Here is a 14,902-nt window from a genome sequence, read left to right as displayed (position 1 = left end):
TACCTGCTGAAAGGCAACCTTCTTGCCCTCGCGGAAACTCCAGCGAGACGTCACCGAGTACACGTTCAGTTAACAGATTTCGTCACAGATTTTGGCCATTCGATCGGGGGACGGCGATGGTCGTGACGACTAGCCCGTCGGCCACCAGCCAGCGCCCGGAAAAGCCCTCGACCGGACCGGGAACCAGCAGGTCAGCGCGGAAGGTGCGGCCGGAGGGGTGCACCGTGAGCCTGGCCTCCTCGAAGCCGAGCCAGCGCCGGGCGAGCGGGAACCACGCCTTGTAGACCGACTCCTTAGCACTGAACAACAACCGGTCCCAGTGAACTTCGGGGTCGGTGCGGGACAAGGTGTTGAGCCAGCTCCGCTCCTCGGGCAGCGAGACCGCCTCCAGCACGCCGTCGGGCAGCGGGGCGTGCGGTTCGGCGTCGATCCCGATGGTCTGGACAACCGAGTCCTCGGCCACCGCGGCCGCCCGGTACCCGTCACAGTGCGTCATGCTGCCGACGATCCCGGCAGGCCAGATCGGCGCCCCGCGCTCGCCGCGCAGCAGTGGCGCGGGCGGACGGCCCAGCTCGGCCAGCGCGCGCCGGGCGCAGTGCCGCACGGTGGTGAACTCGCGCCGCCGCTTCTCCACCGAGCGGCCCAGCAGCGCCGCCTCCTCCGCGAAGAGCACGGCTTCGGCCGGGTCGTCGAAGGCCTCGGACACCGCGATGTTGTTCGGCAGGATCTTCTCAAGCACGCGATCAAAATACCTGTGCCTGCGCGGAATCCGGCGCTTGACCTCAAGTAAGGTCGAGGTTGTTGGCTTGCCCCATGACCACTTCAGCCACTGGCACTGACCGACTCAAGATCGCCGTCATCATCAGCAGCACCAGGGAAGGCCGCCTCGGCCCCGCGGTGGCCCGCTGGTTCCTCGGTGAGGCGGCGACCAACCACGACGTCGACCTGGACCTGGTCGACGTGGCCGACGGGGTCGAGGGCTTCGCCGCCCGGATCGCCGGCGCGGACGCCTTCGTCATCGTGACGCCCGAGTACAACCACGGCTACCCGGCCCCGTTGAAGGAGGCGATCGACAGCTCCTACGCCGAATGGCGGGCAAAACCGGTGGCCTTCGTCTCCTACGGCGGCATGTCCGGCGGCCTGCGCGCGGTGGAGCAGCTGCGCCAGGTGCTGGCGGAGATGCACGCCACCACGATCAGGGACACCGTCAGCTTCCACTCCGTCTACGAGAAGTTCGACGCCAACGGCCCGCTGGCCGAGTTCGAGCACAGCGCGACCGCGGCCAAGGTGCTGCTGGACCAGCTGACCTGGTGGGGCGTCGCACTGCGGGAAGCGCGCGCCAAGCGGCCGTACGCGGCCTGAGTGAGCGGTCCACGGGCTGCGGATGGGGGTTCGCAGCCCGGGTGACTTGACCCTGCCCCTGGGGCAGGCCCGCACGCTGTCCCCGACGAGAAGGGGGACAGCGTGCGGGAGATCCAGATGTTCGGGGCGCTGTGGCACCGGTTGCGCGGACGTCGGCTGGTGCCGGCGGGCGCGCGGACCATCGACTACGCCGGCGGGCTGGCCGCGCCGCTGTTGGTCGCGGTGGCGGCGGCGGTGATCGAGATCGTCGCCGGTGAGCTGCTGGTGCCCTGGCTCTGGCTGCGGCTGGTGCTGCTGGCGATCGGGGCCTACGGCCTGCTGTGGGTGCTGGGCCTGCTCGCCGCCACCAGGGTCTACCCGCACGCGGTCGGGCCGGCGGAGCTGCGGCTGCGGTTCGCCTGCTTCACCGAGGTGGTGGTGCCGCTGATCAAGCTCGGCGCGGTGCGCAAGGAGTTCTGCGGCAGGCACGAGCGGATGATCGAGGTGGACGGCGGCACGCTGTCCTTCGCCTCCCTGGGCACCACCGGCGTCCTGGTCGAGCTGACCGAGCCGCACGAGGTCGACCTGGGCAAGCGCGGACGGCACCGGATCGAGCGGATCCGGCTGCACGCCGACGATCCAGCCGCCGCGGTGGCCGTGCTCAGCGGCGCCCGGCTACCGTGAGGATCGTGCTGACCATCGGGGAGGTGGCCCGGCTCGCGGGCACCACCGTGAAGGCCGTGCGGCACTACCACGCGCACGGCCTGCTCCCCGAACCCGGCCGCGACCACGCGGGCTACCGGCGTTACGGGGCAACGGCACTGGTCCGCCTGCTGCGGATCCGGCGGCTGCGTGAACTGGGCCTGTCCGTGCCGCGGATCCGCGAACTGCTCGGCGACGGCCCAGCCACGGTGCGCGCGGCCCTGGACGAGCTGGACCGGGAGCTGGCGCAGCGGCAGCGCGAGATCGCCGAGCAGCGCGGGAAGATCGCCGAGCTGCGATCGTCCACAGTGGACCTCGACCTGCCGGAGCCGGTGGCCGCGGTCTTCGACCGGCTGGAGCTCGACGGCATGCCAGCCGAGATGCTGGAGCTGGAGAAGAGCGCGGTGCTGCTGATGCACGCCCTCGCCCCCGAACACACCGGCGCGGTGGCCGGGTTCTGCCGGCAGGTGTGGCAGGAGCACCGCGAGCTGTCCCAGCGGATCGCCGACCGTCTCCAGGCCCTCGCCGACGCGCCGGCGGACGACCCCGGGATCGAACTGCTGGTCGAGGACCTGGCCGCGCTGGTCCAGATGGGGGAGTGGGGCGCGGTGACCGGTCGGTCGGCCGAGCAGCACGGCGCCGCGCTGATGGCCGACTACCTGAGCGGGTTCTCCCCGGCCCAGCGCCGGGCGCTCACGCTGCTGGCGGAACGGCTGTCCGCACCCGCCCGGCCACCTGGGTGACGATCAGCACCAGCCCGCCGATGATCACGTTCTGCAGCGCGGCCTGCAAACCGTTCCACTGCTTGGACTGCCACATGCAGAACCACTCACCGCCGATGGCGATGAACCCGCCGCCGAAGAGCAGCAGCTGCATGCTCAGCCCGAGGCTGCCGATCCGGCGTGCGACCTCCACATCGGCGCGCACCCAGCTGACCGTGGCGATGACCAGCACGATCGCGGTGGCCGCCTGCCAGCCGATGATCAGCACGTAGGCGATGTTCACCAGCGCGGGGCTGGTGATCGCCCGCCACATCGTGTTCGGCGACTTGAACGTGGTGTCCATGGCGAACACGTGCTGCACGAAGGCGTGGTTGGTGCCGAAGTCGGTGAGGTTGTTGAAGACCACCAGGGCCAGGTAGAGCGCGGTGACGCCGGTCAGCACCGCGCCCACGGTGCGCGGTCCGCCCAAACCGATCAGGAGACGCATAAGCGGACTCTAGGTCACTGGTCCGGACAGGGGGGCTCGTAGTCCAGCTGGGGCAGATGACGACGCCACTGGTCCTCGGTGAGCACGTCCCTGGTGCGCGCGCACACCCGCTGCCGCGCGTCCTCCAGGTCCAGGTTCCACAGCCGCAGCGTGTTGTCCGAGCCCGGGGTGGCCAGGAACTGGCCGTCAGGGCTGTACACCGGGCTGCTCCAGGTGGCGAAGCTGGTGGTCAGCGGCACGCCGACCGGCTCGCCCCCGGGCACCGACCAGCGTCGCACGGTGTGGTCCGCGCTGCCGCTGACCAGCGTTTTCCCGTCCGGGCTGAAGTTGACCCGGTTGACGCTCTCGGTGTGCCCGGTCAGCACCTTGCCCGGCACTGGATGCCGGGGATCGGTCAGGTCCCAGAGCCGGATGGTGTTGTCCCCGCCGCCGCTGGCGAGGGTCTTGCCGTCCGGGCTCAGCTCGGCGGTGCGCACCGCCTCGGTGTGCCCGCTCAGCGGCTCGCCGATCGCGGTCGGCCGGACCGGGTCGGTCACGTCCCACAGCCGGATCCGGTGGTCGTCGCTGGCCGAGACCAGGGTCTTGCCGTCGGGGGTGAAGCGCAGCGAGGTGATCGACCCGGTGTGCGCCTCGGTGGGCGTGCCCAGTGGGCGCGGGCGGGCCGGATCGCTGACGTCGATGAGCTGGATCATGTTGTGGTCCATGGGCGCGGCCAGCAGCTTGCCGTCCGGGCTGAACCGGATCGGCAGGCTGTACTTCTGCCCGCCGGGGATCGGCGCGCCGATCGGGGTCGGCTTGGCCGGGTCGGTGACGTCCCAGAGCCGGATGGTGCGGTCGGTGGAGGCCGAGGCCAGCAGCTTGCCGTCACCGCGGAAGGTCACCCACCACACCGGGTCGGTGTGCGCGTTGTCGATCGCGGCCAGCGCCTTGGGCGCGTTCGGATCGGCCACGTCCCACAGCCGGATGGCGCGGTCGCCGCCGCCGCTGGCCAGCACCCGGCCGTCCGGGCGGAACTCCGGCGTGCCGACCCCGACCGCGTGGCCCAGCAGCGCGCCGCTGGGCAGCGACCACAGCCGGGCCGCGCCGTCCTCGCCGCCGACGGCCAGGCTGCGCCCGTCCGGGCTGAACGCGACCGCGTACAACTCGTTGTTGCGGCCGGTCAGCTGCGGTCCGAACTGGGTGACCCCGGCCGGGTTGCTGATGTTCCACAGCCGTGCGGTGCCGTCCGCGGAGGCCGAGGCGAGCAGGTTCTGGGTGCGGCTGAAGGCCACCGACCACACCTGCGCGGAATGCCCGACCACCGGCGGGCCGGCCGGGTTGACCGCGGCCGGATCGCTGAGGTCCCACAGCCGGATCGTCCGGTCGTCGCTGCCGGAGGCCAGCAGCTTGCCGTCCGGGCTGAAGGCCACCGAGTGCAGTCCGGCCAGGTGCCCGGTGAGCGGGCGGCCGATCGGGGTGACCCGCGCCGGATTGCGCACGTCCCACAGCCGGATCTGGGTGTCGTCGCTGCCGGTGGCCAGCATGGTCCCGTCCGCGCTGAAGGCCAGCGAGCGGACCTGGCCGCTGTGCCCAGCCAGCGGCTCGCCGATCCTGGCCGGGCGGGCCGGGTCGCGGACGTCCCACAGCCGCGCGGTCTGGTCCTCGTTCGCGGTGGCCAGGGTGCGGCCGTCCGGGCTGAACGCGAGCAGGTAGGCGGTGCCGCCGCCGGTGTTCAGCGGCCGCCCGAGCAGCCTCGCGCTCACCGGGTCGGTGACGTCCCAGAGCCGGATGGTGTTGTCCGCGCCGGTAGTGGCCAGGGTCTTGCCGTCCGGGCTGAACACCGCGGAGCTGAGCCACTTGGTGTGCCCGGTCAGCGGCTGGCCGAGCTGGCGCGGCCGGGTCTGGTCGGTGACGTCCCAGAGCCGGGCGGTGCCGTCGTAGCCCGCGGTGGCCAGGGTCTTGCCGTCCGGGCTGAACGAGGTCAGGTAGACCGCGCCCTTGTGCCCGGTCAGGCCGGTGGCCAGCGGCAGCTGCTGGGTGGCCAGCACCCGGCTGCGCATCTCGGTGTCGCCCGGGCGGAGCTGGTGCGCGACCAGGCTGAGCTGGGCCGAGAGCGAGGGGTCGGTGTCCAGCACCCGGTCCGCCTCGGCCATCACCTGGCGGAACTGCGCCTCATCCCGCTGCTCCAGGGTGACCACCGCGGCCACCGAGGCGATCAGCGCGAGCACGCACACCGCGGCCACCGCGGCCCGGCGCAGCCACACCGCGCGCCGCCACTGCCGGGTGGAGGTGGCCAGGAACTGCCTGGCCAGCTCGGTCGGCCCGGCGCCGGCCACGGCCTGCCTGCTGGTCTGCAGCCGGGCGCCGCGGTAGAGCAGCGAGGCGTCCCGGTGCTGCGCGGCCCAGGTCTTGGCGTCCTCCTCCAGGCGCTGCCGGGTGAGGTGGCCCTCGCGGTCCTGGTCCAGCCAGCCGTGCAGCCGGGGCCAGGCCCGCAGCAGGGCCTCGTGGGTGATCTCCACCGACTCGGCGTCCAGGGTGACCAGCCGGGCCGAGACCAGGGTCTCCAGCGCGGTCTCGGTCGCGGCCCGGTCCGGCGCCTGCGCCAGCACCTCGTCCCGGCTGGCCCGGCGGCGGGTGTCCTCGGTGTCCTCGCCGATCCGGACCAGCCGCAGCAGCAGCGGCCGGGCCGCGGCCTGCCCCGCGGCGTCCAGCTCGGCCCAGGCCCGTTCTGCGGTGGCCGCGACCGCGCCCTGGATACCACCGGCCGCCCGGTACCCGGCCACGGTGAGCCGCCCGCCCTGGCGGTGTTGCCAGGTGGCCAGCAGCGCGTGCGAGAGCAGCGGCAGCGCACCCGCGTCGTAGCTGTCCTTCTCCCCGCGCACCCGGCCGCGCCGCTCGCTCACGCCGAGATCGCGCATCAGCAGCTCGACCAGCCCGGTCTCCAGCTGCAGGCCGACCGCGCGGGCCGGCGCGGTGACCGCGGCGCGCAGCTCGGCCACCGTCATCGGGCCCAGCACCAGGTGCCGGTCCTGCAACGCGGCGACCAGCTCGGGGTGGTCCAGGCAGCGGCCGTAGAAGTCGGCGCGCAGCCCGAGCACCACCAGGGCGGGGCCCTCAGTGGCGGCCAGATGCAGTAGCCGGATGAAGGTGCGCCGGGCCTCCTGGTCCGGGCAGAGGGTGAAGACCTCCTCGAACTGGTCCACGATGATCACCCGGCGCTGCTCGCCGAGCGCCTCCCGGACCTGCGCCGCGGTCTCCGCCTCGGCCATCCCCGGCAGGTGCCGGTCCAGCTCCTTGACCGGGTGCACGCCAGGGGTGAGCAGGGTGACCGGCCAGTCCGCGGTCTCGGCGCCTGCGTCCAGCGCGGGCACCAGCCCGGCCCGCAGCAGCGAGGACTTGCCCGCCCCCGACGCGCCGACCAGCATCGAGAGCCCGTCACCCGCGCGCAGCAGGCGGAGCAGGGCGGCGGTGGCCCGTTCCCGGCCGAAGAAGTGCGGCGAGTTCTCCGGCTGGAAGGCGGCCAGCCCCCGGTACGGGCACAGCGCCTCATCCGGCGGCGGCGGCTCGGCCTCCTCCACCGGGCTGGCCTGCGCGGCCGACCACAGCTCCCGCCAGCCGTCCCGGTCGTAGAGGCCGGGCAGCACGGGCACCGCCCGCCGGGTGCGGGCCTCGCCGATGAGGATCTCCAGCACCACGGCCAGCCCGGCGAAGCGGGCCGGCACGTTGCGGCCGCGCCGCCAGTCGCTGATCCGCTGGGTGGTCACCTGGACCGGCCTGCCGCGCTCGTCGGTGCGCCTGGCGCGCGCCACCGACTCGGCGACCCGCTTCAGCGGTGGGTCACCGGCTTCGGCGTACAGCAGCGCGAATCGTTCGGCGAAGGCCGCGCGGGCCCCGGATGCGACCGACAACCGACATGCTCTCCCCGCTCCCCAGCGCTCCGCCAATCCGGACCGGAAAACTCATCCTATGCAGGTGACCTGCACCTTCGGGCATCCGGTCCGGTGCTGACAGTGCGGCGGACAACCGGGGCTTGAAAGGTTGACCCAGCGAAGAGGTGTCCATGGGATCGGCGGGAAGCGCTGCTGAGAGTCCAACTGGGGGTACTTCTCAGCGGCGCGTCTCTGCCTCCTCCACCGGGACACCTTCCGCGTCTTCGGCATCCACGTCATACCCGACTGGCTCCCAGCGCACCAGCAGCAGGGCTCAGACGCCCAACCCGCCGTCGACGTGCAGTTCGGCGCCGGTGATGTAGCCGGCGTCCGGCCCGGCCAGGAACAGGATCGCGGCGGCCACCTCGGCCGGCTGGCCGTAGCGGCCGAGCGCGGTGAGCGCGGTCCGCTGCGCCGCGGCCTCGCCCTCGTTGGGGTTCATGTCGGTCTCGATCGGACCGGGGTGCACGGTGTTGACGGTGATCCCGCGCCCGCCGAGGTCCCGCGCCCAGCCCTTGGCGAAGACGGTGATCGCGGCCTTGGTGCCGGAGTACTCGGCCATGCCCCCGAAAGGCTGCCGGGTGGCCAGCACGGAGCCGAGCACGATGATCCGCCCGCCGTCACTGATCAGCGGCGCGGCCGCGCGCACGGTGGCGGCCACCCCGCCGATGTTGACCGCCAGCTGCCGGTCCAGCGCCGCCTCGTCCTGCCCCGCCTGGCCCAGCGAGCCGGGCGCGGCCACCCCGGCGTTGTTGACCAGCACGTCGAGCCGCCCGAAGTGCTCGTGCACGGTCCGCACCAGCTCCTTCGCCTGTGCCGGGTCGGCCTGGTCCGCCCGCACCGCGAGCGCCCTGACCCCGGCCTCCTTCAGCTCCGCGACCACGGCCTCAGCCCGGTCCGGGTTCGCGGTGTAGCTGATCGCGACCTCCGCCCCCGCCGCGCCCAGCGCCAGCGCGGTGGCCGCGCCGATCCCCCGCGAACCCCCGGTGACCAGCGCGACCTTGCCTGCGAGTTGCTTGCCCATGACCAAGCTCCCTACTTCTGTAATGACAAGTACAGAAGTAGTCGACGTGTCACCTACCCGTCAAGGCCGTTATGTACCGTTCGTTAAAAAGTGCGACCCATCACGCCTCCCGGTGCACCTGGAACCCGGCGAAGCTCTGCGCCACCGGCATCAGCTCGATGGTGTTGACGTTCACATGCGCGGGCTGCCCGGTGACCCAGTGCACGGTCTCCGCGATGTCCTCGGCGGTCAGCGGCTGCATCCCGTCGTACACTCCGGCCGCCTTGCCCGCGTCACCCTGGAACCGGACCAGGGAGAACTCGGTGCCGCCGCACATGCCGGGCTCCACACAGGTCACCCGGACCCCGGTGCCGTGCAGGTCGCTGCGCAGGTTGAGGCTGAACTGGTGCACGAACGCCTTGGTCCCGCCATAGGCGTTGCCGCCGGGGTAGGGGTGCGTGCCCGCCACCGACCCGATGTTGACCACGTGCCCGCGCCGCCGCTCGACCATCCCGGGCAACACCGCCCTGGTGCAGTAGAGCAACCCCTTGCAGTTGGTGTCGATCATCTGCTCCCAGTCCGCCAGCGAGGCCCGCTGCGCGGGCTCCAGCCCCAGCGCCAGCCCCGCGTTGTTGACCAGGACATCAACCTCGGCGAACTCCGCGGGCAACCCGGCGACCACCTGCTCCACCGCGTGGTTGTCCCGCACGTCCAGCTCCACCGGCAACACCAGATCCCCGAACTCACCGGCCAGCTCCGCCAGCTTGTCCTTGCGCCGCGCGGTCGCGATCACACGACTGCCCTCACCGGCGAACCGGCGGGCGATCGCCGCCCCGAACCCGGTGGACGCGCCGGTCACGAACACGGTCTTCGCCTGAGTGGTCACGGAAGTACTCACCGTTCTCTCCAGATGGGCCAGGTGCCCGTCCAGGCTATGCGGTAAGCGGCCGGAACTTCGGCGGATTGGGGGCGGGGGTGCCGCGGACAAAGGCGTGCTGAGGGAGCGCCCCCAGCAGGACTCGAACCTGCGACCTAGAGATTAGAAGTCTCTCGCTCTATCCAGCTGAGCTATGAGGGCACGGCGGTTGGAAACCGCCGGGCGAAATCGTAGCCGGAACCCGGCCCGGGGTCGCGCCCCCTTCCAGGTTCTTCGTTGCCTACGCTCGTCCTGTGGCACCCGAGCGCACCGACGAGGTCGACCCCACCCCCGTTCGACGTCCCACCGGCGGCATGGCGGTGCTGGTGGTCGTGGGGATCCTGCTGGCACTGAGCGTCGCGGTCGCGCTCACCGCGCTATCGCCCGGCCGGGTGTACGCCGAGTACGGGCTACCCGATCCTGGCGATGTCACCCGGTTCGGCCAGTCGCTGGTCAGGGCCATCGCCGAGGTGTGCGCGGCGATCGCGGTCGGCTCGCTGCTGTTCGCGGTCTTCCTCACCCCGGCCCAGCGCAGCGGGCTGCTGGCCGCCGACGGCTACGCCGCGGTGCGGGCCGCGGGCTGGGCGGCGCTGGGCTGGTTCCTGGCCGCGTCGGCCATGGTGCCGCTGTTCGTGGCCAACGCGCTGGGCAAGCCGGTCACCGACGTGCTCGACCCGGCCCAGCTGATCGTCTACATCGACGCGCTGGAGCAGGCCAAGGCGTGGGTGGCCACCGCGCTGCTGGCCGGGCTGCTGGCCATCGCCTGCCGGATCGTGCTGTCCTGGGGCTGGACCTTCGCCACCTTCACCTTCGGCCTGCTCTGCCTGATGCCGGTCGCGGTCACCGGACACTCGGCCTCCGGCGGCTCGCACGACGTCGGCACCAACTCGCTGATCTTCCACCTGCTGGCCACCGGCTTCTGGGTGGGCGGCCTGGTCGCGCTGGTCGCGCACGCCTACCGCGGTGGCGGCCACCTCCAGCTCGCCTACCGCCGCTTCTCCAAGCTGGCCCTGGTCTGCTGGATCACCCTGGCCGTCTCCGGCGTGGTCAACGCCCTGGTGCGGCTCACCCCGGCCGAGGTCTTCACCACCCCGTACGGCGCGCTGGTGCTGGCCAAGATCGGCGCGCTGGGCGTGCTCGGCGTGATCGGCTTCTTCCAGCGGCGGCGCGGGGTGCTGGCACTGGGCGTGGCGGAGTCCCGCTCGGTGCTGATGCGCCTGGGCGGCATCGAGATGCTGCTGATGCTGGCCACCATCGGCATCGCGGTGGCCCTGGGCGGCACCCCGCCGCCGGGGGAGATCAGCGCGCGGCCCAGCACCACCGAACTGCTCATCGGCTACGACCTGGACGGCCCGCCGACCTTCCTGGCGCTGCTGCTGGACTGGCGGTTCGACCTGCTCTTCGGCACGCTCTCGGTCGCCGCCGCGCTGGTCTACCTGCTGGGCGTGCGCCGCCTGCGCAAGCGCGGCGACCGCTGGCCGGTGGGCCGCACCATCGCCTGGGTCGCGGGCTGCCTGACCATCCTGATCGCCACCAGCTCCGGCATCGGCCGCTACTCACCCGCGATGTTCAGCGTGCACATGGGCAGCCACATGCTGCTGTCCATGCTGGCCCCGGTGCTGCTGGTGCTCGGCGGCCCGGTCACGCTGGCCCTGCGCGCACTGCCCACCGCGGGCAAGGACGCCCCGAGTGGGCCGAGGGAGTGGATCCTGGCGCTGGTGCACTCGCCGGTCAGCCGGGTGCTGACCCACCCGCTGGTCGCGCTCGCGCTGTTCGTCGGCTCCTTCTACGGCCTGTACTTCTCCGGCCTGTTCGACGCCGCGCTGCCGCTGCACTGGGCGCACCTGGCGATGAACGCGCACTTCCTGCTCGCCGGGTACGTCTTCTACTGGCCGGTGATCGGCATCGACCCGGCGCCGCGCAGGCTGCCGCCGCTGGGCCGCCTCGGCCTGGTGTTCGCCTCGATGCCCTTCCACGCCTTCTTCGGCATCGCGCTGATGAGCGGCTCCACCGTGATCGGCGAGTCCTTCTACCACCAGCTCAACCTGCCCTGGGTGAGCGACCTGCTCTCCGATCAGCGCCTCGGCGGCGGCCTGACCTGGGCCTCCGGCGAACTGCCGCTGCTGGTGGTGGTGATCGCGCTGCTCGCCCAGTGGGCCAAGGCGGACGACAGGGACGCCAAGCGCTCCGACCGGCACGCCGAGGCCGACGGGGACGCCGACCTGACCGCGTACAACGAGATGCTCAAGCGGATGGCCGGGGGCAAGCGCGACGGCTGACCCCCGGCCGCCTCGCTCAGGGGCGACGGAACCCGCGCTCGGCCAGCACCGCGCCGACCACCGCGATCCCCGCGCTAACCACCAGGGCCGAGGTCACCCCGGACCCGACCGGGTTGTTCAGCGCCAGGTCGCGGGAGGCGTTGATGGCGTAGGAGATCGGGTTCACCTCGGCCACCACCTGTAGCCAGCTGGGCAGGCTCTGGATCGGCACGAACGCGCTGGAGGCGAACTGCAGCGGGAACAGCGCCATCATGCCCACCATCTGCGCGGTGGTGCTCTCCCGCAGCCAGGCCGCCGCGGCCAGGAACAGCCAGCCGAGGCTCCAGCCGACCGCCAGCGCCAGCAGCAGCGCGCCGGTGACGCCGAGGATCCCGCCCGCCGGGGCGAAGCCGAAGAACAGCGCGGCCGCGATCAGCATCACCACCAGCTCGATCAGGCCCCTGGTCAGGTCGGCGATGCTGCGCGCGATCAGCACCGCCACCGGGCTCACCGGCATCGAGCGGAACCTGGCCAGCACGCCGTTCTTCATGTCGCTGGTCAGGCCGACACCGGCCTGCACGCCGACCATGGTCGCGGTGGTGACCATGATCGCGGGCAGTAAGTAGTCGATGTAGGCGACGCCCTTGGGGAACATCGGCCCCTCGGCGATGACCCGGAACACCTGGCTGAACAGCACCAGCATCAGCAGTGGCTGCATCAGGCTGAACACGAGCGTCTTGGGGTCGCGCAGCACCGGGCGCAGCGAGCGTCCGGTGAGCACCATGATCTGGGTGAACAGGCTGCTGCCCCGCCACGGGGTGGCCACCTCGGGCACCTCCGGGCGGGCGATGGTCGTGGTCATCACGATTCCTCTCAGGCCGCGCTCGGGGAGCTGTGGGTCAGGGCCAGGTACACGTCGTCCAGGGTCGGCTCGGTCAGCGCCAGCCCCGCGGGTTCGATGCCGGCCTCGTCCAGCGCGCGCACCACGGTGACCAGCTCCTTGGAGGCCAGCACCGGCACGGTGATCGAGTTGCGCTCCGGGTCGAAGACCGGCTGCTTGCCGCCGCGGCGGATCGCCTCCACCGCCTGCCACGGGTCGGCTCCGGGCTCCAGCGAGACCGCCACGGTGCGCTGACCGACCTCGGCCTTCAGCTGCGCCGCGGTGCCCTGGGCGACCACCCTGCCCTTGTTCAGCACGGTGATCGAGTCGGCCAGCCGGTCGGCCTCGTCCAGGTACTGGGTGGTCAGCAGGATCGTGGTGCCGCCCGCGACCAGGCCCTCGACCACCTCCCACATGCCGACCCTGGCCGAGGGGTCCAGGCCGGTGGTCGGCTCGTCCAGGAACACCATGCTGGGCTGCCCGACCAGGCTCGCGGCCAGGTCCAGCCTGCGGCGCATGCCGCCGGAGTAGGTCTTGACCGGCCGCCCGGCCGCGTCGGCCAGGTTGAAGGTCTCCAGCAGCTCCGCCGCGCGCAGCCGGGCCGCCCGCCGGCCCGCGCCGAGCAGCCTGGCGATCAGCACCAGGTTCTCGGTGCCGGTCAGGTCCTCGTCCACCGAGGCGAACTGCCCGGTCAGGCCGATCCGGCGGCGTACCTCGATGGGCTGGGCGACCACGTCGAACCCGGCCACGCTGGCCGTGCCGGAGGTGGGCGGGAACATCGTGCTGAGGATGTTGACCAGCGTGGTCTTGCCGGCCCCGTTGTGGCCGAGCAGACCGAGCACGGTGCCCTGCGGCACCTCCACGCTGACCCGGTCGAGCGCGGTGACCTTGCCGAAGGTCTTGGTCACCGCCGAGGCTCTAATCATCGGTTCGGTCATCGGAAAGTCCCCCAAGAGGTGTGGACGTCAGTTCGTGAGTGCGCCGTGCAGGAAGAAGTCGACGACCTCGTCGATCTCCGGTTCGCTGAGCTGTTTGGGCGTGCCGCCCAGTCCGCCGGAGATGACCAGGCCGAACAGGAACCGCACCGCCTGCTCCGGCGGCACGCGCAGCCGCCCGGCGTCCGCGCCGATCAGCTCGGCCACCGCGGTCAGCACCGGCCGGAAGTGGGCCATGTCCTCGTTCTTCTTGGTCTGCGCGCGGTGCTTGGCGTCATCGAGCCGGTAACCGCTGGTGGCCAGGGCGCTGAGCACCGAGCCCATCCGGAAGAAGTAGGCGTCCATGGTCCCCACCGCCGCGGCCAGCCGCCGGTCCAGCTGACCCTCGGCCGGGATCACGGCCAGCTGCTCGACCAGCTCGTCCACCCGCAGCGCTGCCTCGACGCAGGCGGCGATCAGCTCGGACTTGTCAGCGAAGGCCCGGAACACGGTGCCCTCGGCGATCCCGGCCGCCTTGGCGATCTGGCTGGTGGTCACGTTGAGGCCGTGCGTGGCCAGCAGCGGCAGCGTGCTGCGCACGATCTCCGCCCGCCGCTGCTCGGGACTCATCGCCGGCGCTCGCCGCCGCCTGCCCGCGCCCTCTCCGTCCACCACCATGCCACCAACTTATGAGTGAGTGCTCACTCAGTCAACCCGATACCACCCACCGCCGACATTCCCTGCCCCACCCCGCCCCCAAGATCCGCACCACTCCACAACCCACCACCTGTCAACACCCCCCACCGCCCCGCCTTTCCCCCCACCCCAACCCCCACAAAGCTCAACCCCAACACCCCTCCCCACCCCCAAGGAGCCCTCCCCGTGTTCGAGACCCCCGTCACCGTCATCGGCCGCATCAGCAGCGAGATCCGCGTCCGGCACACCGCGAGCAACGCCCGCGTGGCCGGCTTCCGCCTGGTCAGCCGCTCCCGCCGCTACGACAAGGACCGCCAGGAGTGGACCAGCGGCGACTCCCTGTCCGTGTGGGTCAGCTGCTTCGACCAGATCGCCACCGCCGTCACCGCCACCCTCCGCCGCAACGACCAGATCCTGGTGCACGGCGCGATGAGCACCCGCGAGTACGACGCCACCGACGGCACCCGCCGCTACTCCACCGAGCTGCGCGCCGAGGCCATCGGCCCCAACCTCCGCCACTGCACCGCCGACGTCCTCCGCCCACCCGAGTTCGACCAGTACCTCTACGCCGACCAACCCTTCGCCACGTCCGCCCCCACCCCCCAAGCCCCCGAACCCCTCCCAGCCCCCGCTCCCGCAGCCCTCATCACCCCGTCTCCCGCCACGCCAGCCCCCGCCCACATCCCCGCACCCCGCCGCCTCAGCCCAGCCACCCTGGCCGCCATCAGCCCCGCCACCGCCCGCCGCGCGGCCACCACCCCATCCCCGCTCGACCCCGCCACCCCAGCCCCCGCACCCGCCGCCCTGGCACCCCGCACCCCCAAACCGACCCCCGCCCGCACGACCAAGCCGCCCCGGCCCACCACCCCCGACCCCCAGCCCGCCCCGACCTCCAGCGCCGCCGTCCGCAGAGCCGCCGCCTCCGCCCGAGCCGAGCTCGGCGGGCCCCGGCAGGGTGATCTGGAAGACGTCCTCGCCGAGCTGGACCACACCCGTCAGGAGGCCATCCCCGTCGCCTGACCAGCCGAAGGCCCGATGTCCCCGAATTGCGTCATGCGGTCGAAAACGCGCGATG

General features: G+C 72.2%; 13 protein-coding genes and 1 tRNA gene. 5 read left to right on the top strand and 9 right to left on the bottom strand.

The annotated features are described in order from the left end of the window. Positions 1-82: 82 nt before the first annotated feature. On the bottom strand, positions 83-739 hold the full coding sequence (locus tag ACWDY5_RS29685) for a 4'-phosphopantetheinyl transferase family protein (RefSeq protein ID WP_449725440.1): 657 nt from the start codon (positions 737-739) through the stop codon (positions 83-85). Positions 740-813: 74 nt separating this feature from the next. On the opposite strand from ACWDY5_RS29685, the gene ACWDY5_RS29680 reads away from it, so the two are divergent. From ACWDY5_RS29680 to ACWDY5_RS29670, 3 genes are all read left to right on the top strand, one after another. After that, positions 814-1,362, top strand: coding sequence for an NADPH-dependent FMN reductase (locus ACWDY5_RS29680; protein ID WP_252485133.1), 549 nt, complete (start codon positions 814-816; stop codon positions 1,360-1,362). 102 nt (positions 1,363-1,464) lie between these two features. After that, positions 1,465-2,025 (top strand): hypothetical protein, encoded by a 561-nt coding sequence (locus tag ACWDY5_RS29675; RefSeq protein WP_449725439.1) that lies wholly within the window; start codon positions 1,465-1,467, stop codon positions 2,023-2,025. A gap of 5 nt (positions 2,026-2,030) precedes the next feature. Next, on the top strand, positions 2,031-2,786 hold the full coding sequence (locus tag ACWDY5_RS29670; RefSeq protein ID WP_449725438.1) for a MerR family transcriptional regulator: 756 nt from the start codon (positions 2,031-2,033) through the stop codon (positions 2,784-2,786). Here the strand turns inward: ACWDY5_RS29670 and ACWDY5_RS29665 are convergent. The 5 genes from ACWDY5_RS29665 to ACWDY5_RS29645 all read right to left on the bottom strand — a co-directional run bounded on the left by ACWDY5_RS29665 (position 2,737) and on the right by ACWDY5_RS29645 (position 9,241). Continuing rightward, on the bottom strand, positions 2,737-3,252 hold the full coding sequence (locus ACWDY5_RS29665; protein WP_449725437.1) for a DUF2165 domain-containing protein: 516 nt from the start codon (positions 3,250-3,252) through the stop codon (positions 2,737-2,739). The two genes, ACWDY5_RS29670 and ACWDY5_RS29665, sit on opposite strands and share 50 nt — an antisense overlap. A gap of 14 nt (positions 3,253-3,266) precedes the next feature. Beyond that, a complete protein-coding gene (locus ACWDY5_RS29660) occupies positions 3,267-7,139 on the bottom strand; it encodes an nSTAND1 domain-containing NTPase (protein WP_449725436.1) in 3,873 nt (1,290 codons plus the stop codon). Positions 7,140-7,434: 295 nt separating this feature from the next. Next, positions 7,435-8,184 carry an SDR family NAD(P)-dependent oxidoreductase gene (locus ACWDY5_RS29655; RefSeq protein WP_449725435.1) on the bottom strand — a complete coding sequence of 250 codons (750 nt, stop codon included), beginning with the start codon at positions 8,182-8,184 and terminating at the stop codon, positions 7,435-7,437. Between the two features lie 100 nt (positions 8,185-8,284). Continuing rightward, complete coding sequence (locus ACWDY5_RS29650; RefSeq protein WP_252485140.1) at positions 8,285-9,049, bottom strand: SDR family oxidoreductase; 765 nt, start codon at positions 9,047-9,049, stop codon at positions 8,285-8,287. Between the two features lie 118 nt (positions 9,050-9,167). Continuing rightward, positions 9,168-9,241 (bottom strand) — tRNA-Arg (locus ACWDY5_RS29645). A 152-nt stretch (positions 9,242-9,393) separates the two neighbouring features. Here ACWDY5_RS29645 and ACWDY5_RS29640 point away from each other — a divergent pair. Beyond that, positions 9,394-11,358, top strand: coding sequence for a cytochrome c oxidase assembly protein (locus tag ACWDY5_RS29640; protein ID WP_449725495.1), 1,965 nt, complete (start codon positions 9,394-9,396; stop codon positions 11,356-11,358). A 16-nt stretch (positions 11,359-11,374) separates the two neighbouring features. On the opposite strand, the gene ACWDY5_RS29635 is transcribed toward ACWDY5_RS29640, so the two are convergent. The 3 genes from ACWDY5_RS29635 to ACWDY5_RS29625 are packed head-to-tail and all read right to left on the bottom strand — an operon-like array spanning position 11,375 to position 13,809. Further along, complete coding sequence (locus tag ACWDY5_RS29635; protein ID WP_283663477.1) at positions 11,375-12,199, bottom strand: ABC transporter permease; 825 nt, start codon at positions 12,197-12,199, stop codon at positions 11,375-11,377. Between the two features lie 11 nt (positions 12,200-12,210). Then, positions 12,211-13,155 (bottom strand): ATP-binding cassette domain-containing protein, encoded by a 945-nt coding sequence (locus ACWDY5_RS29630; RefSeq protein WP_449725434.1) that lies wholly within the window; start codon positions 13,153-13,155, stop codon positions 12,211-12,213. Between the two features lie 27 nt (positions 13,156-13,182). Continuing rightward, positions 13,183-13,809 (bottom strand): TetR/AcrR family transcriptional regulator, encoded by a 627-nt coding sequence (locus ACWDY5_RS29625; protein WP_449725433.1) that lies wholly within the window; start codon positions 13,807-13,809, stop codon positions 13,183-13,185. Positions 13,810-14,013: 204 nt separating this feature from the next. Here ACWDY5_RS29625 and ACWDY5_RS29620 point away from each other — a divergent pair, with 204 nt between their 5' ends. Next, on the top strand, positions 14,014-14,847 hold the full coding sequence (locus ACWDY5_RS29620) for a single-stranded DNA-binding protein (protein ID WP_449725432.1): 834 nt from the start codon (positions 14,014-14,016) through the stop codon (positions 14,845-14,847). Positions 14,848-14,902: the final 55 nt, after the last annotated feature.

It is taken from the genome of Crossiella sp. NPDC003009 (assembly GCF_053591555.1).
Note: the sequence above shows the minus strand (reverse complement) of the source record. Positions and strands in the feature narration are given on the sequence as shown.